Source organism: Streptomyces sp. NPDC006733, assembly GCF_040636125.1.
Taxonomy (GTDB): domain Bacteria; phylum Actinomycetota; class Actinomycetes; order Streptomycetales; family Streptomycetaceae; genus Actinacidiphila.
In genome coordinates this window covers 54,775-76,645 of the sequence record NZ_JBEYJD010000024.1, presented here as the reverse complement: position 1 = coordinate 76,645, position 21,871 = coordinate 54,775, and the positions used below count along the sequence as shown (strand labels likewise).

General features: G+C 75.7%; 12 protein-coding genes. 9 read left to right on the top strand and 3 right to left on the bottom strand.

The window, feature by feature from the left end:
* Positions 1–163: 163 nt before the first annotated feature.
* The 7 genes from ABZ721_RS22020 to ABZ721_RS21990 all read left to right on the top strand — a co-directional run bounded on the left by ABZ721_RS22020 (position 164) and on the right by ABZ721_RS21990 (position 15,585).
* On the top strand, positions 164–1,717 hold the full coding sequence (locus tag ABZ721_RS22020; protein WP_358790407.1) for a CHASE3 domain-containing protein: 1,554 nt from the start codon (positions 164–166) through the stop codon (positions 1,715–1,717).
* Positions 1,714–2,937 carry a fused response regulator/phosphatase gene (locus tag ABZ721_RS22015; RefSeq protein WP_358790349.1) on the top strand — a complete coding sequence of 408 codons (1,224 nt, stop codon included), beginning with the start codon at positions 1,714–1,716 and terminating at the stop codon, positions 2,935–2,937. Before ABZ721_RS22020 ends, ABZ721_RS22015 begins: the two co-directional genes overlap by 4 nt.
* 176 nt (positions 2,938–3,113) lie before the next feature.
* Positions 3,114–3,968 (top strand): DUF4132 domain-containing protein, encoded by an 855-nt coding sequence (locus ABZ721_RS22010; RefSeq protein ID WP_358790348.1) that lies wholly within the window; start codon positions 3,114–3,116, stop codon positions 3,966–3,968.
* Positions 3,965–8,938: a hypothetical protein gene (locus ABZ721_RS22005; RefSeq protein ID WP_358790347.1), complete on the top strand. Its 4,974-nt coding sequence runs from the start codon at positions 3,965–3,967 to the stop codon at positions 8,936–8,938. Before ABZ721_RS22010 ends, ABZ721_RS22005 begins: the two co-directional genes overlap by 4 nt.
* The gene (locus tag ABZ721_RS22000) at positions 8,935–10,119 is read left to right on the top strand and encodes an AAA family ATPase (protein ID WP_358790346.1); all 1,185 of its coding nucleotides are present in this window, start codon (positions 8,935–8,937) and stop codon (positions 10,117–10,119) included. Before ABZ721_RS22005 ends, ABZ721_RS22000 begins: the two co-directional genes overlap by 4 nt.
* Positions 10,120–10,123: 4 nt before the next feature.
* Positions 10,124–13,726 carry a DUF5682 family protein gene (locus tag ABZ721_RS21995; RefSeq protein WP_358790345.1) on the top strand — a complete coding sequence of 1,201 codons (3,603 nt, stop codon included), beginning with the start codon at positions 10,124–10,126 and terminating at the stop codon, positions 13,724–13,726.
* Positions 13,723–15,585, top strand: a complete 1,863-nt coding sequence (locus ABZ721_RS21990) for a hypothetical protein (protein ID WP_358790344.1) — start codon at positions 13,723–13,725, stop codon at positions 15,583–15,585. The genes ABZ721_RS21995 and ABZ721_RS21990 overlap by 4 nt, the downstream gene beginning before the upstream one ends.
* Before the next feature lie 12 nt (positions 15,586–15,597).
* Here ABZ721_RS21990 and ABZ721_RS21985 read toward each other — a convergent pair whose 3' ends face one another.
* The 3 genes from ABZ721_RS21985 to ABZ721_RS21975 form a co-directional block, all read right to left on the bottom strand.
* Positions 15,598–16,059: an ATP-binding protein gene (locus ABZ721_RS21985; RefSeq protein ID WP_358790343.1), complete on the bottom strand. Its 462-nt coding sequence runs from the start codon at positions 16,057–16,059 to the stop codon at positions 15,598–15,600.
* Between the two features lie 117 nt (positions 16,060–16,176).
* Positions 16,177–16,938, bottom strand: a complete 762-nt coding sequence (locus tag ABZ721_RS21980) for a L,D-transpeptidase family protein (RefSeq protein WP_358790342.1) — start codon at positions 16,936–16,938, stop codon at positions 16,177–16,179.
* A gap of 86 nt (positions 16,939–17,024) precedes the next feature.
* Positions 17,025–17,918, bottom strand: coding sequence for an RNA polymerase sigma factor SigF (locus ABZ721_RS21975; RefSeq protein WP_358790341.1), 894 nt, complete (start codon positions 17,916–17,918; stop codon positions 17,025–17,027).
* 325 nt (positions 17,919–18,243) lie between these two features.
* On the opposite strand from ABZ721_RS21975, the gene ABZ721_RS21970 reads away from it, so the two are divergent.
* Both ABZ721_RS21970 and ABZ721_RS21965 read left to right on the top strand, forming a co-directional pair.
* On the top strand, positions 18,244–20,277 hold the full coding sequence (locus tag ABZ721_RS21970; protein WP_358790340.1) for a hypothetical protein: 2,034 nt from the start codon (positions 18,244–18,246) through the stop codon (positions 20,275–20,277).
* A gap of 53 nt (positions 20,278–20,330) precedes the next feature.
* Positions 20,331–21,866 (top strand): ABC transporter substrate-binding protein, encoded by a 1,536-nt coding sequence (locus ABZ721_RS21965; protein WP_358790339.1) that lies wholly within the window; start codon positions 20,331–20,333, stop codon positions 21,864–21,866.
* Positions 21,867–21,871: the final 5 nt, after the last annotated feature.

Genomic DNA, 21,871 nt, shown 5'->3' with positions numbered 1-21,871 from the left:
GGCCCGTCTGTACCTGGGGGGCAGAACGGCACCCGTCGCGGCCGCGGCGGGGCGAGGGGATCGAGGAGTCGCAGTGACAGGCCTTGCAGAGGTGCGCAGCCACGGGGGTCCGCCCGGGGGGCGGCGCTCCGAAGCGGCGGAGGCAGGCCGGTTCCGCGGCCGCGTGGCGGGCTGGACGACGCGCCGCTGGCTGACCGTGGGAGTCAGCGCGGCCCTCGCCGTCCTGACCCTGCTCGCGGTGGCCGGTGTGTGGGTCCTGGCCCGCTCGACCACGATCTCGGACCGGCTGGTGGACGGCAGCACCCCCGCGCTGGTGACCTCGGTACGGCTGGAGAGCGCCCTGATCAACCAGGAGACCGGCGCGCGCGGCTACGGCCTCACCGGGGAGCCGGGCTTCCTCGAGCCCTACCGCTCGGGCCTGCGGCAGCAGAAGGACAGCGTCGCGCTGCTGCGCACCCTGCTGGCCGACGACTCGAAGGCCGCCGCCGACCTGGACGAGATGCTCGTGCGGGCCGAGACCTGGCAGTCGCGGTTCGGCCGGCCGGTGGCCTCCGCCCCGGCCGGCGCCCCGGTGGCCCTGGCCGCCGAGCGGGCCGACGAGGGCCGCCAGCACTTCAACGCCATCCGCGCGAGCTCCGCCCGCCTGGAGCAGGACCTGGAGGCGGACCGGAGCCGGGCGCACGCCGAACTGCACGACGTGCGGACCCAGCGCAACTACATCTTCTCGCTCATCGCCGCGGTCATCCTCGCCCTGACGGCGCTGGTCTTCGCGGGGCTGCGGCGCGGGGTGACGCTGCCCCTCGACCGGCTGTCCGAGGGCGTCCGGCGCGTCGCCAAGGGCAACTTCGACCAGCCGATCACCCCCAGCGGCCCGGCCGACCTGCGCCGGCTGACGGTGGACATCGAAGCGATGCGCGGACGGCTCGCGGACGAACTGGCCTTCACGGACTCGGCCCGCGAGCGGCTGGACGAGCAGGCCGCCGACCTGCGCCGCTCCAACGCGGAGCTGGAGCAGTTCGCCTACGTCGCCTCCCACGACCTGCAGGAGCCGCTGCGCAAGGTCGCCAGCTTCTGCCAGCTGCTGCAGCGCCGCTACTCCGACCAGCTCGACGAGCGGGCCGTGCAGTACATCGACTTCGCCGTCGACGGCGCCAACCGGATGCAGACCCTCATCCACGACCTGCTGGCCTTCTCCCGGGTGGGGCGGCTGCACGCCGACAACGAGACGGTCGACCTGGAGGAGCTGTTCTCGCGCACCACCGACGCGCTGAGCATCGCCGTCGAGGAGGCCGACGCGAAGATCACCCACGATCCGCTGCCCGTGGTGTCCGGTGACGCGACCCAGCTGGGCATGCTGCTGCAGAACCTCGTATCCAACGCGCTGAAGTTCCGCTCCGCCGAGCGGGCTCCGCGGGTCGAGGTGAGCGCCCGGTTCGAGGACGGGCTGTGGCACTTCGCGGTCGCCGACAACGGCATCGGGATCGGGGCCGAGTACGCCGACCGCGTCTTCGTGATCTTCCAGCGGCTGCACACCCGGGACGCCTATCCGGGCAACGGCATCGGCCTGGCGCTGTGCAAGAAGATCGTGGAATTCCACGGCGGTACGATCGCCATCGACCCCGCGCACAGCCCCGGCGCCCGCATCACCTTCACGCTGCCCGGACCGCCCCTGCCCCAGGCCGAGCCGGCCCCGGACACCGAGGAAGTCCCGTCATGAACGCGCCGGCGATGCCGCCCGCCGTCCCCGCCCAGCGCTCGCCCGGCCGCTACGCCGTCCTGCTCATCGAGGACGACGCCGGCGACGCCATGCTGGTCGAGGAGTACCTCGCTGACACCGGTCTGAGCGTCGACCTGGAGTGGGCCCAGACGCTCGCCGACGGGCTGGCCCGGCTCAAGGGGCGCACGCCCGACTGCATCCTGCTCGACCTGCACCTGCCCGACGCCTCGGGCATCGGCGCCGTGCACCAGGTGCTGACCGCGGGCCCGGCGGCGGCCGTCATCGTCCTGACCGGCATGGCCGAGAGCAGCGCGGGCGCGGAAGCCGTCGCCGCGGGGGCCCAGGACTACCTCGTCAAGGGTGCCGTCACCGGTGAGCTCCTCGATCGTGCGCTGCGCTACGCCGTGCACCGCAAGCACGCCGAGCGCACCGCGACCGAACTGCGCGAGAACCATCTGCGGGCGCAGGAGAACACCCGGCTGGAGCGGGGCCTGCTGCCCACCCCGATGCTCACCACCCGGGCCGTGGTCCCCACCAGCTGCTACCTGCCGGGCCGCGAGGGCGCCCTGCTGGCCGGCGACTTCCTCGACGTGGTGGAGACCTCGGACGGGGTCGTGCACGCCGTCATCGGCGACGTCAGCGGCCACGGGCCCGACGAGGCCGCGATCGGGGTGTGCCTGCGCATCGCGTGGCGCTCGCTCGTGCTGGGCGGGCACCGCGAGTCCGGGCTGCTGGCCCTGATGGAGCAGGTACTCGTCGCGGAACGCCCCTACTCCGCCATGTTCGCCACCGTCGCGACCATCTCGCTGCACCCGGACACCTGCCGGATCGACGTCACGCTGGCCGGCCACGACGAACCGCTGCTGCTGCGGGACGGCAGCGCCCGCCCGCTGCCGTCCCGGCCGGGCATCGCCCTGGGCATCGGCCCCGGCGGCATCAGCCGGCACACCACGCGCACCGAACTGCCGCCCGCCGCCTCGCTGTTGCTGCACACCGACGGCCTGGTGGAGGGGCACTCCGGGCCCGGGCGGGACCGCCTGGGGACCGAGGGACTGCTGTCGATCATCGACAGCGCGCCGCGCACGACCGGGCAGGCGCTGGTGGACCATCTGACCACCGTCACCCGCAAGATGGACGCGGGACGTCATCTGGACGACCTCGCCATCCTGCTGCTCAGCTGGGACTTCACCGACCCGAAGGGTGCCGGCGGCGGCGTCTGAACTCCGCACGGCCCGGTTGTCCACAGGGTCGCGGACGCTGCCGGGGGCATTGTCCGAGGGGCCCCCTAGAGTCGCACCATCGTGATCGCGGCGGTGCTGCGACCGGGGGAGTTCCTCTGCTGTGCCATGCGCTGCGCCATGCCCCGGACCAGGCCGTCTGACCAAGGAGACAGCTCATGGGGTGGGTTCCGGCCGGCGACTACCAAGTCGCTCTCGACGACGGGAAAGTGGTCTGCCGCAACGCGGCGGGGCGCCGGTTGAAGACGGTGCCGCCGAAGCTGGCCGACGATCCGGCGGTGGTGGGGCTGCGCCAGCTGGTGGAGTGGCTGGACCGGCACGAACGGCAGTGCGTCGCCGACGTGGAGCGGTGGATGGTGCGCTCGCTGCCCGTCCCGGCCGCGGTCCTCGCCCAGGTCTGGCAGGACACCGCCTGGCAGTCGGCCCTGCGCGACGTCGTCGTCACGGGCGAGAACGGCGACGTCGCCGGATTCCTGCGGGACGCCGACCCCGTCCGGGGCCTGGGCCTGGTGGACCTGGACGGCGACACCGTGCGCATCACTCCCGAACTGGTCCGCATACCGCACCCCGTGCTGCTGGAGGACCTGGCGGACCTGCGGGAGTTCGCGGTCGAACTCGGCGTCGACCAGAAGGTGCAGCAGCTCTTCCGCGAGGTGTGGCACCGCCCGGCGGGCCTGAACGGGCAGACCGCCTCGGTGGACGACTACGCGGGCGGCACCTTCAAGGAACTGCGGTTCCTGCACGGCCGCGCCACCCAGCTCGGCTACCGGGCGCGCGGCGGCCAGGCGGTCTGCCCGGTGGTCGAGGACGGCAGGACGGTCGAGGCCCGCATCTGGATCGGCGACTACGAGGGGTACGAGCAGGCCGAGACCGGCTCGCTCACCTGGACCGACGGCGGGGGACGGGCGCTGACGGCCGGCCAGGTCGGGCCGGTGGCCTGGTCGGAGGGCATGCGGATGGCCGCGGCCCTGTACGCGGGACGCGACATCGAGGACGAGGAGCAGACGGCATGAAGACCGACGACACCACCCGGGCCGCGGCCCTGCTCGACGCCGGCGCGATCCTGCGCCCCGGCACCGTCACCCGTGACGACGCCGACGTACTCACCGCCCGCACCTACACGCACCCGGTCCTGGACGACCGGCGCGTGGTGCGCCTGGTGGCCGGGACCCTCGGCGAGGCCGAGGACCTGGCGCTGGACTTCCTCGGGCTGGTCCGCGAACCCGACGCCCCCGAGGTGGGGCAGGTCCGCCGCGAGACGCTGGGCTTCCCCGCCTGGGCCCTGGTCAACGACCCGGCCAACGGCCACCACGCGCTGGCCCTCGTCAAGGACATGGAGCGGCTCGCCCGGCAGGCCAAGTCCCGCGCGGGCGCCGCGAAGGACGGCTTCGAAGCGCTGGCCACCCGGCTCGGCCGGGCCGTACCGCACTTCCTGCCGACGTTCTACGAGCAGGCCGCGCGGGTCTTCCTGCAGCACGACAACACCACCTACGCCGCGACGCTCTTCGGCAAGGCGCGGGCCGCCGAGCGCGTGCACGGCCTCGCGGTCGACGAGGACCGCCAGCGGGCGGTCTTCCTGGAGTTCGCCTTCGCCGGCGCGCTGACCGTCAAGGCGCTCAAGGACCACGCGCAGGACCTCTCCCGCCGGCTCGACCCGGCCGAGGCGTGGGCGCAGTTCCGGCAGCTGGCCGTCGAGCGGTGCGCCGCGGGGATGCCGCCGTACGCGGCCCTGCCGCAGGACGCCCGCGGGCTGATCAAGGCCGCGGGCCTCGACCGGGCCGCCGCCGAGTCCGCCTTCGTCGCCGACCTGCTCGCCTCACCCAGCATCGTGCGCGCCCCCGCCTCGTTCTGGACCGCCTACCGTGCCACCCTCGTCGCGCTCGGCGGCAGCGAACCGGCCGTCCGCGCCCGGCTGCTGGAGATCATGCCGACCGGCCTCGGGAGCGGCCGCTCCGCCGACGAGTCCTGGCTCGCCCTGCTCGCCGAGACCGGCGCCGACACCCTGCTGACCGAGGAGACCGGGACCGCGGACGTCGATCCGGCGGACTGGCTCAGCCGCTGGGCCCTGCACCGCAAGCACGGCTCGTCCAGCTCGCAGCGGTGCGCGGTGACGCTCGCCCTGGTGGAGCGGATGGCCCCCCGGCTGCGCTCCGACGGGCGCCCGGTCGACCTCTTCCAGGGGCGCTGGCACGCGGGCGCCGACCTGGACCTGCTCGACGCCTGCCTGGCCTGGGGCGTCCCGCTCACCGAACCGGCCCCCGGCGCGTCGGTCCACCTCCCGGTGGAGAACTGGCTCTCCGACGACGTCCCCGGCCGCCGCGATCTGACGGCCGTCGCGGGCCGGCCGCGCTTCCGCGGCCTGCTGTACGACGCGCTGAGCGGCCTCAACAACCACCGCGCCGGCGACTCCACGCTCGACGCGATCGCCGCCCACCCGGTCCTGGGCGAGGTGCTGCACGACTGGCTGCGCGACCGCGCCGAGGAGTTCACCGGCGCGAGCGGCCTGCCCGGCTCGCGCGCTGCGCTCAGCCGCATCGTCCCGTTCCGCCCGGTGGCCGCGCGGGTCAACGCCGCGGCCGTCGCCCGGGTCGGCGCCCACGACCTGGCCCCGATCCTGGCCGCCACCCTGCGCGCGGGCATCGTGGACGAACTGGGCTGGCCCGCCCTGGACGAGGTCTACCAGCGGCTCGACGTGGCCGACCGCCCGGACCGCAACCACTGGATCATGGTCGCCGAGGCATGGCCCGCGCTGATCGTCGCGACCCGCGACAAGGCCGTCGTCGTCGGCCCCGAAGGGGTGCTGCTCGAGCACGACCTGCGCCTGCCGGTCGAGTTCGACCAGTGGCGGCGCCCGCACTTCCGCTACACGGACGGCGAACTGCTCGTCGTCTGGCACGAGGACAGCAAGCAGCGCGCCTACTGGTCGAGCCGCCCCTCGGAGGTGTTCACGCTCGGCGGCGAGCAACTGCCGTACTGGTGGAGCGCGCAGACGGCCGGCTCCCCGTCGCTGCCGCTGCCCGGCGGCGGCCGCGCCACCGGCGGCCGGACGCTGCACGCCGGTGACACGGCACTGCCGTCCTCCCGGCCCGTGCTCGGCGACGGCACCGGGTACTGGCGGCAGGGCAAGCAGGGCCGCGAGCTCGTCTGGGTCGAGTACGACCCGGCCGGCGGCACGCACGGCCGCGCCTCGCTGCCCGCGTTCCTGCAGTCCGGGATCCGCGAGGACGCCCGGCTCGCGCAGCAGGACTGCGAGGTGCTGCCGCTGCTCCCCGGCCTGGAGGGCACCCCGTTCGGCACCGACGGCAGCGTCCTGGGCCGCTGGGTGCGGACCGAGGGCCGCGACCACGAGCTGCGGGTCACCGCCGGCACGCCTGACGGGCGCACCGTCACCCTCCCGGTGGCCCCGGGCTCCGGCCGCCACCCGGTACCGCTGGGCGCCCTGCGGCTGCCCGGGGGAGCGGGCCCGGTCGCCGCCCTGGTCGGCAACACCGTTCAGCTCCACCCGGCGCACAGCTCGTCCGGCACCGCCGGCGTCCTGGGCTCGGTCACCGTCGGCGAGCGGGGCGGCGAGTACGCCGCGGGCACCGCCCACGTCCTGCCGCCGGCGTTCTGGCACGCCCTGCGCCCGCGCGACGAGCAGGGCTCGGCCGCCCTGCGGGCGGTCACCGACACGGCCGTCGCGGCCCTGCTCGGCGCGGCGATCACCGCCCTGCAGCAGCGGCGCGCCGCGGTCGCCGCGCAGGAGACGTACACCGGGCCGTCCGCGGACGCGGTGGTCCGCGAGGCCGTCGCCGCGGCGCTTCCCGCGCTGTCCGACGCGCGGCTGCTCACGGGGGTGACCGCCCTGGTGCGGGTGGCTGTCGACCACGTGCTCGCCACCGCCGCGTTCGTCGCCCCGGTGCAGCCCAAGCCGGAGAGGACCCCGCAGACCGAGGGCATGTACGCCCAGCACCGGCCGGCGCACGGCGACGACACGACGCTGCGGTCCGCCGGCGCCGGCATCGCCGCGCCGGGCGGCTACGTGCGCTGGGGCGCGGGCCCGGAGTGGACGGCGCTGCAGCAGATCCTGTCGGTCAACCACGTCCTGTCGGGCAAGCCCGCCGACGGCAAGCCGCTGCCCGAGCCGGTCCCGCTGCCCGCCCTCGGCGACGGCTGGAGCGGCGAGCCCCGCACGGTCCCCGGCATCGGGATGATCTGGCTGCCCTTCCTGAACGTGCTGCGCCCCCTGGCGTACCGCGCCGCCTCGCCCAGCACCTCCGCCGTGGACCGGGAGGCCCTGCTGGCGCTCCTCGAAGCGGTCTCCGCCGGCCCGCTGGCGGACCCGCCGGGCGCCCTGCGCGACGTCGTGCTGTGCGAGGAGAACACGAAGCGCGAACGGGTCGGGCAGGTGCTGCGCCGCGCCGGCCGCACCGTGGTGATCCTCGGCCGGCAGAGCGTCAACCGGGACAACAACCGGGTGCACTGGCTCGCCCTGGACCACGACCCCGAGGGCACGTTCGACAAGATCGCCGACTTCACCCTGCACGAGGAGCGGCGGCACGACCCGGCGTTCCCGCACGAGCGCCTGCTGCCGCTGATCCGCCTCGCCCGTGAGCAGGGCGCCGCCGCGTGGCGGCCCGAGGCGGCCGTCGCGTTCGACGCCGCCACCGGCATCGGGCCCGCCCAGGCCGCGATGCTGCTCGCGGCGGCCACCGGCGAGACGGACGCGGCCGCGCTGGCCCCCCTCGGCCTCAAGACCCGCCAGGCGGAGCGGGCCGACCAGCGGCTGAACTCGCTCGGCCGCGACAACCGGCTGGCCCTGCTCGACGCCCTGCTGCCGGCCGACCCGGCCGACCTGTGGGCGACGGGACCGGACGTCGACGCGGCGGCCCGCGTGTGGGCCGAGCGCCTGGGGACGCTGGTCCGGCTGCCGGAGGAGCTGGCGGACGTCCTGCCCGGCGTCCGCACGGACGCCGCGGAGGCCGTCCTGAACCCGTCGCGCACCGCGTGGCTGGGCCGCACCACCTGGCGGCGCGACAAGGACGGCGACCTCGTCCCCGACGACCCCTCCGCCGTCCCCGGCCGCGGCGACCTCACCAACGCCGTCGCCGCACTCAGCGGACTGGCCTACGGCCTGCCGTACGGACACCCGCTGCGGGCTCATCTGCCCGCGGGACTGGCCGCCGTGCGCGAGCGCCTGGCCGACCCCGAACTCATCCTGGACCTGGACGTGGAGTGGACGGAGAAGGGCACCTCGACCGCCATCGCGCTGCGCACCGCGTACGGCCTGCCCGCCGGCGGCGGGGCGGGGCCCGACGGGCTGACCCGGGTCGGTGACAGCCTCGTGCTGCGCCCCTGGTACGCCGACATCGAGACGACCCTGGTCCGCACGGCGGGCCTCACCGGCGCCGACGACCCGGTCTTCGGACTGCTCGAAGGGCTGCTCGGCCCCTCGCGGGCCGGCACCCTCGCCTCGATCCGCTCGCTGTTCAGCAGCGACCTGGAGCAGGCCGTCAACGCCGGCACGGGCCCCGACGACCTCACCGGGTACGCCCAGGACCCCACCCGTTCGGTGCCGGAGCTGGTCACCGAGGTGGCCGCCGCCCACGCGCTGAGCGAGGACGCGGCGGCGGTCTACCTGCAACTGCTGGCCCTGCCCGACCCGACGGACCGGGACTGCGCCCGCTGGACCGGGTGGAAGCCCGCCCGGCTGAAGAAGGCGCGGGCCGAACTGGCCGCCACCGACCTGGTCCTTCAGGCCAAGCGGTCCCGTGCGGGCCGGAGCCTGTTCCTGCCCTGCGGCTGGCACGACTTCAAGTCGCCCGCCCTGCCGGTGGAGACCTGGAAGGAAGGGCTCTACCCGCTGGGCGACTACGTCCGGGCCCTGCCGCGGCTGCCGGTCCCCGCCCTGTTCGCCCTCGCCTGGGAGCGCGTGAAGAACGGCGACGCCCCCGCCTTCGAAGAACTCACCACCCGTGCCACCCGGAAGGGCCGCCGCCGATGACCACCGACCTCCGTACCGAGACCGCCTCCCCCGCGGCCGACCGCCAGGTCCTGCCGCCCGAGGACCGCCACGCCACCGAACTGGCCTTCCTCGCCGCCTACGACAGCGGCCCCCGCCCGCCCTCGTGGCGGCTGACCCCGCGCGCCGTCGTCACCTTCGTGATGGGCAGCGGCGGCGAGACCCTGCACCTGCCCGACGGCGCCGCCGTGCCCGAGGGGGTGCCGCGCCGGCTGCCGGTCGAGCAGAAGTTCGTCGGCGACCGCGCGCTGGTGGAGCGCTGCGTCGTCACCCTGGCCGGGGAGCGCGGGCTGCTGCTCGTCGGCGAGCCCGGCACCGCCAAGTCGATGCTCTCCGAGCTGCTGTCGGCCGCCGTGTGCGGCACCAGCGGCCTGGTGGTGCAGGGCACCGCGGGCACCACCGAGGACCAGCTCAAGTACGGCTGGAACTACGCCCTGCTGCTGGCCCAGGGCCCCACCCGCCAGGCCCTGGTGCCGTCCCCGGTCCTCACCGCCATGACGCGCGGCGCGGTGGCCCGGGTCGAGGAGATCACCCGCTGCCTGCCGGAGGTCCAGGACGCCCTGGTCTCACTGCTGTCGGAACGGCGCATCGCGGTCCCGGAGCTGGCCGGCGGGGAGGACGCCCTCGCGCACGCCGCCCCCGGCTTCACCCTCATCGCGACCGCCAACCTCCGCGACAAGGGCGTCTCCGAGATGTCCGCCGCCCTCAAGCGGCGCTTCAACTTCGAGACGGTCGGCCCCATCGGCGACCTGGACGCCGAGACCGCCCTGGTGCGCCGCCAGGCCCACGCGGCCGTCACCCGGGCGGGCGCCCCCTTCCAGGTCGACGACGCGATCCTCGAAGCCCTCGTGACGGCCTTCCGCGACCTGCGGGACGGGCGGTCGGCCGAGGGCTGGGAGGTCGAACGGCCCTCGACGGTGATGAGCACCGCGGAGGCCGTGTCGGTGGCCGGCTCACTGGCGCTGGCCGCCGCGTACTTCCCCGGCGACCGCGACGTGCTCTCGCTGCTCCCCGGCCACCTGCTCGGCGTCGTCCGCAAGGACGACCCGGCGGACGCCGCCCGGCTGCTGGGGTACTGGGACGGCGCGGTACGCCGCCGGGCCGAGCAGGGCTCCGCGACCTGGCGCACCCTGTGGGACCTGCGCTCGGTGCTGGAGAGCTGACGCCATGACCGTTCCGCCCACGGCCGACGCCGTGACCCCGCCCGCGCGGCCGACGACCCCGGACGAGGCGGTGGCGGCCCTGACGGGCCCCACCGTCCCGTACCTCATCGGGGTCCGGCACCACGCGCCGTCGCTGGCCGCCGTCATGCCCGCCCTGCTCGACGCCGCCGCACCGGAGGTGCTGCTCGTCGAGCTGCCCGCGGAGATGCAGGAGTGGCTGCCCTGGCTGTCGCACGCCGACACCCGCGCCCCGGTCGCCCTGGCCGCCGTCCCCGCCGCCGGCGGGGACGGGCGCGGGCCCGCCTTCTACCCGTTCGCCGACTTCTCGCCCGAACTCGCCGCCCTGCGCTGGGCCGCCGCACGCGGCGTCCCGGTCGTCGCGTGCGACCTGCCGCTGTCCGACCGGGCCTGGCACGAGGACCGCGCGCCGTCCGGCAACGGCGGCTCCGGGGCCGAGGGCCCCGGTCTGCGCGACGCGCTCAACGCCCGGCTGACCGGGCGCCCGGGCGAGGACCTGTGGGACCGCCTGGTCGAGGCGGCCGCCCCCGGCTCCACGCCCGAGGCGCTGCGCCGCGCCGCCCTGCTCACCGGCTGGGCGCTGCGGCACGACGCCGAACGCGGCGCGGGGGTGGCGGCGTCGGACCTGGCCCGGGAGCGGTGGATGCGCGCCCGGATCGACGACGCGCGGGCCGCCGGCCGCCGGGCTGCGGTCGTCGTCGGCGCCTTCCACACCCCGGCGCTGCTGGGCCCGGAGGCCGGTCCGCCACCGCCCCCGGCCGTGGCCGCGGACGCCGGCCCGGCGTGGACGGTCTCCCTCATCCCGTACACCTACCCGCTGCTGGACGAGCGGTCCGGGTACCCGGCCGGCATCCGCGACCCCGAGTGGCAGGACCTGGTCCTGCGGGCGGCGGGCAGCGCCGCCGCCATCGACGAGGCACTGCTGGGGACCGCCGTCAGGATCTGCGCCGCCCTGCGCGCGCAGGACCACCCGTCGGGTCCCGCGGACGCCCGCGAGATCGTCCGGCTGGCGGGCGACCTCGCCCGCCTGCGCGGCCTGCCCGCGCCCGGCCGCGGGGAGCTCATCGAGGCCGTGCAGACGGTCCTGACCCAGGGCGAGCCCCTGGGGCGGGGGCGCGCCGTCGCCCGCGCGCTGGAGCGGGTGCTGGTCGGCACCCGCTCCGGCCGGCCCGCGCCGGACGCGCCGCGCAGCGGCCTGGCCCCGGCCGTGGAGGACGAGGTCGACCGGCTGGGCCTGCCCGGTCCCGCCGACGCGGGCCGCGCCGCCGCGCGCGACCTGCGGCTGGACCCGCTGCGTTCGGACCTCGACCGCCGCCGGGAGCTGCTGCTGCGCCGGCTGACGGTGTGCGGCATCCCCTACGCCGAGGCGACGGCCGTGACGGGCGCGGGCGGCAGCGACGCGGTCACCACCCGCTGGGAGGTGCGCTGGACCCCGGCCACCGCCGCCATGCTGGCCGCCGCCGGGGTCCGGGGCGTCACCCCCGCCCAGGCCGCCGAAGGCCTGCTGCGCGAACGCCACCGCGCCGAGCGGGACGCGGGCGGCCCCACGGCCGCCCAGACCATCGACGGGTTGGACGCGGCGGCCTCGTGCGGCCTGCCCGCGCTGGCCGACGAGCGGCTCGAGGAGCTGGGGCAGGGCGTGCCCGCCACCGGCACCCTGCCGCAACTGCTCGCCGCCCTCGCGCTGCTGGACCGCATCAGGGCCGGGCACGTCGCCGGCCTGCGCGAGGAGGCGGCCCGCGGGGAGCGGGCCGCGGCGGTCAACGAACTGCTGACCGCCGCGGCCGTCCGCCAGGTCGACGGGCTGACCGGCTCCGACGACCCGGCGGACGCCCGGGCCCTGCTCGAACTCGCCCACCGCGCGGACGCGCTGGGCGGCATCCGGCTGACCGACGCGCTCGCCCGGCTGGCCGCCGACGGCTCACCGCTGATGTCGGCCGCGGCGGGCGCCGTGCGGGTGCTGCTCGGGCACGAGGACCCGCACGCCTTCGGCACCCGCACCGCGTCCTGGGTCGACGCGGCCGCCGACCCCGCCTCCCGGGCGGCCCTGACCGGCCGGCTCACCGGCCTGCTCACCGCGGCGGGCCCGCTGCTGGAGACCATGGCCCCCGTCCTCGATCCGCTGCTGGAGCGGATCACGGAACTGGGCGACAGCGCCTTCCTGGACCGGCTGCCCGCGCTGCGCGGCGGCTTCGACACCCTCAGCCCGGCCGCCCGCGACCGCTTGCTGACGACGGTGGAGTCCCGGCTCGGCGACGACGCCGGCCACATCACCGACACGGACGGCATCGACCCGGCCGCGCTGGCACGGTGGACCCGCGCCGACCTGACCGCCCGCGAGACGCTGGCCCGGCTGGGCCTGCTGCCCGCCGTCACCCCCACCGCACCAGCCCCGGCCGAATCCACCGCCCCGTCCGCATCCCCCACCGAATCCACCACCCCGACCGAGCCCGCGGACCGCGCCGCCGCGGACCGCGTGCTCGCCCCCGCCGACCGGTGGCGGCTCGTGCTCGGCCGCCGTACCGACCAACTGCCGCCGTCGGCGGCGCCGTTGGCCACCGCCCTGGACGAGCTGTACGGCAGCGGCCGCGGCGAGGGCTCACGCGGGGACCTCACCGGCAGCGCCGGGGGCAACCGCGGCGGCCGCCAGGCCCCGTACCCCGGGGTCCGGGAGTGGTCCGAGGAACTGGCCGCGCTCTTCGGCCCCGGCATCCGCGAGGAGGTGCTCGCCGCCGCGGCCGCCTCCGGGCGCCGCGACGTCCTGACCGAGCTCGACGCGGGCAGCGTCCGGCCCTCCGTGGACCTGCTCAAGATGGTCCTGCAGCACGCGGGCGGCCTGCCCGAGGCCCGCCTGGGCGCGCTGCGCCCGCTGGTGCGCCGCCTCGTCGAGGAGCTCACCCGCCAACTGGCGACCCGCCTGCGGCCCGCCATGACGGGCATGACGCTGCCCCGCCCCAGCCGCCGCCCCGGCGGACGGCTCGACCTGGCGCGCACCCTGCACGCCAACCTCGCCACCGCGCGCCGGACTGCGGACGGCAGCGTCCAGGTCATCCCCGAGCGGCCGGTCTTCCGCTCCCGCGCCCGTCGCGCCGCCGACTGGCGGCTGGTGCTGGTCACCGACGTCTCCGGCTCGATGGAGTCGTCCACCATCTGGTCGGCCCTCACCGCCGCCGTGCTGGCCGGCGTCCCCACCCTGTCCACCCACTTCCTGGCCTTCTCCACCGAGGTCATCGACCTCACCGACCAGGTGCACGACCCCCTGTCGCTGCTCCTGGAGGTCCGCGTCGGCGGCGGCACCCACATCGCCGCGGGACTGCGCCACGCGCGCACGCTGGTGACCGTGCCGTCCCGCACCCTCGTCGTCGTGATCAGCGACTTCGAGGAGGGCTATCCGCTGGGCGGACTGCTCTCCGAGGTCCGCTCCCTCGTCGGGGCCGGCTGCCACGTGCTCGGCTGCGCGAGCCTGGACGACGCCGGACGTCCCCGGTACTCGACCGGCGTCGCCGGTCAGCTCGTCGCCGCCGGCATGCCGGTGGCCGCCCTCAGCCCGCTCGAACTCGCCCGCTGGGTAGGGGAGAAGATCGCATGAGCCAGGACCAGCTGCCCGCTGTCGCACCCGTCGTGACCGCCGGGATCGTCGGCGCCCTCTCGCCCCGGCTGCGCAAACGCCTGGACGCCGCCGCGACCAAGATCGCCGCCAGGCCCGCCGTCCGCGACGGCGACACCGTCCGGATCGCGGTCGACGACGAGGTCAGCCTGGAACTCCACGCCCCGGGCGGCGTGGTGAGCACGGCGGACGCGATCCGCTGCGGCTGCCTGCTCGCCCCGGACTGCCTGCACCGCGCGGCCGTCGCGTCCGCCGCCCCCGTGGCCGACGAGGAACCGGCGCCCGCGCCCCCGGACGCCGGCGGCGGGGCCCTGGCACCCGCGCCGGCCGCCGAGGAGGTCGCGGGCGCCGCGGAGGAGACCGCGGCCGCCGAGCAGCGGGCCGCGGCGGGAGCCCTGTGGGCCGCCGGAGCCGCCGTGCTCGACGCGGGCATCGAGGGCGCCGGGGCCGTGCTGCAGGCCGAGTTGCTGCGGGCGGCGCACGCGGCGCGGCTCGGCGGACTGCCCCGCCCGGCCGCGGCGGCCGTCTCGGTCGTCAACGGACTGCGCGCCGCGCGGTCCGCCGACCCGGCCCACCGGCTGGCGGACCTGGCCGTGGCCGTACGGGACCTGCTGGCCACCGCCCACCGGCTGCCCGACGCCGCCGGCTCCGAACTGGCCGCGCTGCGCGGCACCGCCCGCCAGGCCTACGTGCCGGACGGATCGCTGCGGCTGTACGGGCTGTTCACCGAACCGCTGATCACCGCGGGCGGCTATGCCGGCGCCGTCACCTGGACCGCGGCGGCCGACGGCCGCCTCTACACGGTCTCGGACGTCGCGCCGGGCGGCCCCGGCCGGGCCACCGCCGCGGCCGGGCGCACGGTGCGGCTCGGCGACACCGCCCTCTCCCACCGGGAGCTGTCCCATGCCGGGCTCGCCCTGTCCGGGGCGACGGTCTCGCCGACGGGCCGGCTCGGCGCGGGCGCCGGGGTCAAGGCGGTGCGCGCGGCGGGAGCCGCGTGGACGGAGGAGCCCCTCGGGGCGCTGTGGGCGGTCCCGGCGGCGGAGCAGGTCGCGCGCGCCCTGCGTGCCCGTGCCCCCGGCGCGGACACCCCGCCCGCGGGCGCCGATCTGCTCTTCCTGGACGTCACGCTCCTCGGCGCCGCCCGCGAGACCGGCGGGGACTGCCTGCTCGCCGGCTGCGGCGAGCTGGTGGTGCGCCTGGCCGCCGCCCACGACCACCCGGCGCTGGCCCACCGGGACAACCTCCGGATGCTGGCGGCACTGCCCAGCGCGCGGCTGCGGATCATCGGCCGGCTCGTCCCCGCACCCCAGCCCCGGCTGCACCTGCTGGCGATCGAGCACCCCACGGAGCCGGGACGCCGGGTGGATCTGGGCCTGGACCGCCTGCAGCGCGCCGACCTGCCCGCCGAGGCCACCGGAGTGCCGGCGGGCGGCCCCGCGCCCGGCGGCGGACCGTCGGAGCAGGCCCCGCTCCATCTGCTGCACCGGCGGCTCGGACAGGCCGTCGCGGCCGGGCGCCGCTTCCTCGCCGTCCCGGGATCGCTGGTGGCCGACGCCCAGCACCTGCGCCGGTCCGCCCTGCCCACCGCCGCCGACCTGCTGGCCGCACTGCAGCAGGCGGCGACCGAACGCGCCCGCGACCCGTTCGGGCGGCTGCTGCCGGCCGACACGACGCACTTCGCCCGCGCCTGGCTGGGTGCCGCGCTGTACGCCGAAGCGGCGGAGAACTCCCTGTGCGCCGCGGCCTGGCAGGCGCCCGGTCCGGCGGGGGGACCTTCCGCAGCGGAGGACTCCGCGGCGGCGAGCGCGGCGGCGGGCAGTGTCCGTACGGGGGTGTGACGCGGTGGGGGCTTACGCGACCGTGGGGCGGGTGAGGTCGAAGTGGGCGCGGATGCGCTTGCCCACCGGGACGAGTTCCATCGTCAGGCCGTCGCACAGGCGCAGCACGATCTCCATGCCGTGCCCGCCGATCCGCAGCGGGTCGGGGGCGTAGACGCGCGGCAGGGTGCTGCCGCTGTCCCAGACGGTGACGTGGACGGATTCGGCGTCACCGTCGAGCTCCACCAGGTAGGGGCCGCCCGAGTGCCGCTCCGCGTTGGTGGCCAGCTCGCTGACCACCACCAGGACGTCCTGCATCCGCTCCGCGCTGACCGGGGCGTACCACTCGGCGGCGAGCTGGTGCAGGAAGTCGGCCGCCAGCCGGCGGGCGGCGCCGATACTGCCGACGGCGCCGTCGTAGTGCTCCGCGCGGTGGTGGACGGTGGCCTGGATCGGCGGCGGCATGGCCGTCGCCCGGCGCTTGATCCCGATCATGTCGCTCCCGCCCCCGTGGTGGCCCCCGCGGGCCCGAACACTGAGGCGTCTTTTACCCCCGGCGGGCCGACCTATACCTGTGAGTAGGAAAAGTGGTCGGCCCGTCGCGGCCGCTGGTCAGCCGATCCCGATCACCGGGTGCTGCGCCGGGTCCACCCACCGCACCACATCGGTGAGGACGTTCTGCGGGAGGGCGACGCAGCCCGCGGTGGGTCCGGCCTTGGGGCCGAGCGCGTGCAGGAAGATCCCGGCGCCCCGGCCGGGGACCGCGGGGGCCATGTTGAAGTTGATCACCAGCACGTTGCGGTACTGCACCGGGTAGTTGACCAGGTGCTCGCTGCCGTGGTCGCCGGCCTCCGTCAGCGGGAAGCCGCCCTGCGCGGCCGTGCGCATGCGGTTGTAGTAGCGGGAGGACGGGTCCTCCACCCACCAGTCCGCGGCGGTGACCCGGTGGTACGGCATCCGGGTGCCGGGGTTGGCGGCGACGCCGAAGCCCTGGGTGAGGGTGTAGGTGCCGGTGGGTGTCGTGTACGTGCCCTGCTTGCGGGTGGCGCCATTGGTGACGCCGCGCGAGCCCACCCGCGCGGCGGTCGTCACGTACTTCTTGATCCAGATGCTGCCGGTCTTCTGCCAGGCGATGACGGTCGCGTACGTACCGCGGGCCTGCACACTGATCACCTGCTGCGCCGAGCCGACCGTGACGGGCACCGGGAAGCGGGGCGGGGGAGCGGCGGCGGCGCCGGCGGGCACGGAGCCGGCCAGCGTGCCGGCGACGCCCGAGACCGCGATCGCGAGGGCCGCGGCGGCTCGCCCCGACCGGAACCCGCGGAATATGACGCGCCGTCCGGCACGGGTCCTGCCGAGGTGTGTGAGTCCCATCGGGCCACTGTAGAGCGGCCCCCGGCGGACGGCGCCGTGAATGCGGCCGGCCGTGGCGGCGGGGCGCCGCCCGGCGGGCCTCCGGCTCAGCAGGTGCCGGCGAGCATCCCCCGGCGCAGCCGGGCCAGCACGGAGCTGAGCAGCCGCGAGACGTGCATCTGCGAGACGCCGAGCACCTCGCCGATCTGGGCCTGGGTCAGCTCCTCGCCGAAGCGCATCTGCAGGATGCTGCGGTCGCGCTCGTTGAGCTGCGCCAGCAGCGGCTTGAGCGTCTGCAGGTTCTCGACGCCCGCCATGGCGGGGTCCAGGTCGCCGATCCGGTCGGCGAGGCCGCCGCCGCCCCGCTCGTCGTCCTCGGAGCCGGGCATGTCCAGCGAACCGGCCGTGTAGCCGTTGCTGGCCATCAGGCCGTCGACGACCTCTTCGGGCGTCAGGTCCAGGTGGGCGGCCAGCTCGGCGGTGGTGGGGGAGCGGTCCAGCTGCGCGGAGAGGTCGTCGATCGCCTTCGCCAGCGCCAGCCGCAGCTCCTGCAGCCGTCGCGGCACGTGCACGGCCCAGCTGGTGTCACGGAAGAAGCGCTTGATCTCGCCCACGATGTACGGCACGGCGAAGGTGGGGAACTCCACCTCGCGCGACAGGTCGAACCGGTCGATGGCCTTGATCAGCCCGATGGTCCCGACCTGGACGATGTCCTCGAAGGGCTCGGAGCGGTTGCGGAAGCGCCGCGCGGCGAACTTCACGAGAGCCATGTTCAGCTCGATCAGGGTGTTGCGCGCGTACTGGTAGTCGGGCGTGCCCTCCTCGAGGGACTGCAGCTGGTCGAAGAATATCTTCGACAGCGCCCGCGCGTCCTGGGGGGCGACCTTGCCCGCGTTCTCCACCCAGGGCAGCTCGGCTCCGGCCTCCGCCACCGTTCCCGGTGCCGTGTCCGGCGCTACGGCGGTGCGCGTAAGGGCCTGTGCCTTGGCTGCTGCGCCCATGAGGTCGCTTCTCCCTGTGGTTGGCGTTCGCGTTGGCGGTCCCCGCGACACCCCGTCTGCCCACGATCACGCACTCCATGCCTGCCTCAACCGTAGTTTCCCGTATTTGTTTTTCGGCCGGTCCGCAGGCCGGTCCGCAGGCCGGTCCGCAGGCCGGTCCGCAGGCCGGCCCGCACCCGGGTGTCCGGGTGTCCGGGCCGTTGGCGGCACACGCCGTGCCCGGTCCGGTACCGGGCGTGTCCGGGAACGGCCAAAGTCCTCTCCCCGCAGGGCTCTTCGTGGCACGATGCTGTCTCCGCGATCACGCGCCGCGAGGGGGACGGGCATGGTGCACGCGCCGCCTCCCGGGCTGGGCGAGATCGACGCCCTGGTGCACGAGTGCTGGTCACGGCCGGTCCGCGCGCAGGACAGGGCGCTCCCGCTGATCGCGCTGCTGGGGCGGCCCGGCAGCGGCAAGACGTTCGCGCTCGACCACTTCGAGACCGTGACGCGCGGGGCCCCCGCCGCCCGGATCGACTTCGCGGCGGCGGACACCCAGCGGCCGTACGAGGTCGCCGTCCACCTGGCGTTCCTGCTGGCGCGCAAGCACACCGGGATCAAGCCGCTGCGCTTCCCGCGGCTGCTGCTCGGGCTGCTCGCCGTGCAGCCCGAGCTGTCGCTGACCGACCGCGAGCAGGCCACCCGGGAGCTGCGCAAGGCGCTGCGCCAGGCCCGCACCCGCGGTGCGGCGGTCGACGCGGGCGAGGGCATCACCACGATCGTCGACTCGCTGGGCCTGTCGCCGATCCCCGGCACCGACCTGATCATCGGCGTGCTGCTGCGCGGCTTCGAGTACATGCCGACCCGCACCTTCCTCAACCAGACGTACCACTGGTACGGCTCGCTCGGCCCGCCCACGGCGATGGACGAGCTGGTCGAGCTGAACCTGCGCAGCCGCAGCACCGCGGAGGAGCACCGGGAGGCGGTGGACCGCCGGCTGTGCGAGGCGTTCCTGGCCGATCTGCGCGCCGCGTACGCGCACGGGCGGCGGGACCACAACTGCCTGGTGCTGCTGGACAACATCGACCACAGCCACGGCACCCGCTTCCTGGACCTGCTGGTCCGGCTGCGCGCCGAGCACGCGGTGTCCCAGCCGGGCCGCTACGACCCGCTGCTGATCGTGGCGACGAGCGCCACCACCCGCGCGGTGCCGGGGCCCGCGGACGGCCGCCCCGGCGACCCGTACATCCACCCGGCCGACCGCGCCTCGTACGCCGACTGGCGGCCGCGCACCGACGCCCCGCCCGCCGACTGGTGGTACCCGGTGCGGCTGCGCGACCTGTACGAGGTGGAGGTGTCGCTCGAGGCCGGACGCCACCTCGAGCACGCCACGCGGCTGGCCCGCGCCACCCCGCTGGTGCACCGGCTCACCTACGGCCACCCCTGGAGCGTCCAGCAGGTCCACATCGCCATCGGCGGGCTGCTCGCGGCGGGCGTCTCCGACCGTGATCTGTACGGCCTGCTGGACACCCCGGTGCCGGGGGACGGCGCCGTCGCGGGGCGCCGGCCGCCGCTCGGCGCCGTCGCGCGCGACTACCTGCTGGAGGGGCTGACCACCGACCAGCGGGCGGCGACCGTACCGGTCGCCGCGGCCAGGACCCCGGCGGCGGCCGTCAACTCCGGGCTGCTCAACGACCTGTCGGAGCACGCGCGGGACACCGTGATGCTCGAACTGCGCAACCAGCTGTGGCTGTTCGCGCCCGTCCCGGAGGACGCCAACACCCGTGGCGGGCGCGGCCCGTCCGGTTATCTGGCGGCGGCCGGCGACGCCGAGCAGCGGCCGGTCCTGCACCCGTGGCTGCGCCTGCTGCTGCTGGAGGAGCTCGCCGGACAGCCGGGGCCGCCCGGCGGCCCGACCGCCTGGCAGCAGGCGCACCGCACCCTCGGCGGCTGGCACGAGCGCCTCGGGCGCCCGCTGGACGCGCTCTACCACCGACTCGCGCTCGACGAACTCGACGCGGTCGTCGCGTACTTCGCGCACGGCTTCGGCGCCCCGGACGCGGTGCCGTGGCTGCGCGAGCTCTACCACGTCACCGCGGCCCCGATGCGCCGAACGCAGCTCACGGACGCGCAGCCGTCGCACAACGCGGGCCAGTTGGCCCGCGAGCACGCGCCGGCCGCGTACGCGGACCCGGTCACGGGCCGGCCGCTGGCCGAGCTGGCGGCGGCGCTGTGGCTGGCCGGCGACCCCCGCAACCGGCTGCCGCCGGGCCGGCCCGAACTCAACTACAAGATCAGTGCCATGTTCCGGCAGCTGGCGCTGGCGGCGGACGCCGACACCGACACGCTGCTGGACGAGGCCGCCCGCTTCACCGACTGAGGGCCGCGGGCCGCCGCCGGCCCGGTCCGTTCCCCTTCCGAAAGGAGCGCGCGATGTCGACCCGGGGCCATTGGGTGACCAGCCGCCATCTGTGGATGCGGTGGCCGTGGAACGTGGTGCTGGGCGTGCTGGTGCTCGCGCTCGTCGGCTCCGCGCTCACCTGGGTGCTGTGGCCGGAGGACACTTCGTGCGCCGACGGCGTCCGGCGCGTCGGGGCCGACGGCAGCTGCGTCGGCGTGACCGACGGCTCGTTCCACTTCTCCGACAACCTGGCGGCGGTCTCCGACCTGATCCACACCCAGAACGCGGCGGTCGACCACGACAGCCGCTCCTTCGTGAGCATCGTCTACCTCATGCCCCTGGTCCCGGGACCCGGGGACACCAACACTCCGGACTCGGTACGGCACGAGATCGAGGGCGCGTACGCGGCACAGTACGAGAAGAACAACACGCTCGGCGCGGGCGACGTGCCCCGCGTCCGGCTGCTCCTGGCCAACTGCGGCAGCACCGACGAGCAGCGGGACGCCACGCTGGAGGAGATCCGCGACCGTGTGGGCCCGCAGCACATCGTGGCCGTCGCGGGGCTGGGCACCAGCACGGACGCGACCGCGCGGATGATAGGGAGGGTCACGGGCAGCACGGAGTCCGGCGGGCTGCACCTGGCGGCGGTCGGATCCGTCCTGACCGCCGACACGCTCGCCGCGATCCCCGGGCTGGTGCGCACCGCCCCGACCAACACCGACGAGGCCGTCGCCGCCGCCGCGTTCCTCAAGCAGCCGCCGTACGCCGCTCTGAAGGTGACGGTGATACAGGACGCCCGGCCCGACGACCAGTACAGCCGCACGCTCGGCAAGGCGTTCCTGTCGGCCTTCCCGAAGGAACGGCTGACCGGGCAGGTCGAGCAGTACGACTCCTCCCAGGAGGGTGTCGCCACCGCGTTCGCGACCCGGATGGCGAACCTGTGCGCCGTCCACCCCGACGTCATCTACTTCGCGGGGCGCGGGGTGGACCTGCCCAGCTTCCTGGCGCCGCTCAAGAACCGGCCGTGCTCCGCCCGCAAGCTCATCGTGCTGTCCGGTGACGACGCCTCGCAGGTCGCGCAGGCCGCCGGTTTCGACGAGATCAAGGAGACCCTGCGCAGCGGGACCGTCCGGCTGCTGTACACCGGCCTCGCCCACCCCGAGGCCTGGCAGAAGCGGCCCGAAGCGTATCCGGCCGGGGTGACGACGGACGCCGGCATCCTCGGCAGGCGCGGCTACTTCCGGGCGACGTTCCCCATGGAGGCGCTCGACGACGGCCAGGCGATCATGGGGCACGACGCGGTCGGCGCGGCGGTCGACGGCGCGCGCATGGTCGGTGCCTTCCCCGAGTCCAACGGCCGGGTGACCGGCTCCCAGATGATCCAGATCTGGCAGACGCTGCACGGGGTCGACGCGGTGAAGGGGGCGAGCGGGTACATCTCGTTCGCCAACGACGGGTCCGCCGAGAACAAGGCGGTGCCCGTCATCGAGATCGGTCCCGACGGCAAGGTCCACACCCTCGCCGTCTCCTCGCGCACCGGCACCCCGTTCGTCCCGCAGAAGGACTGAGCTCC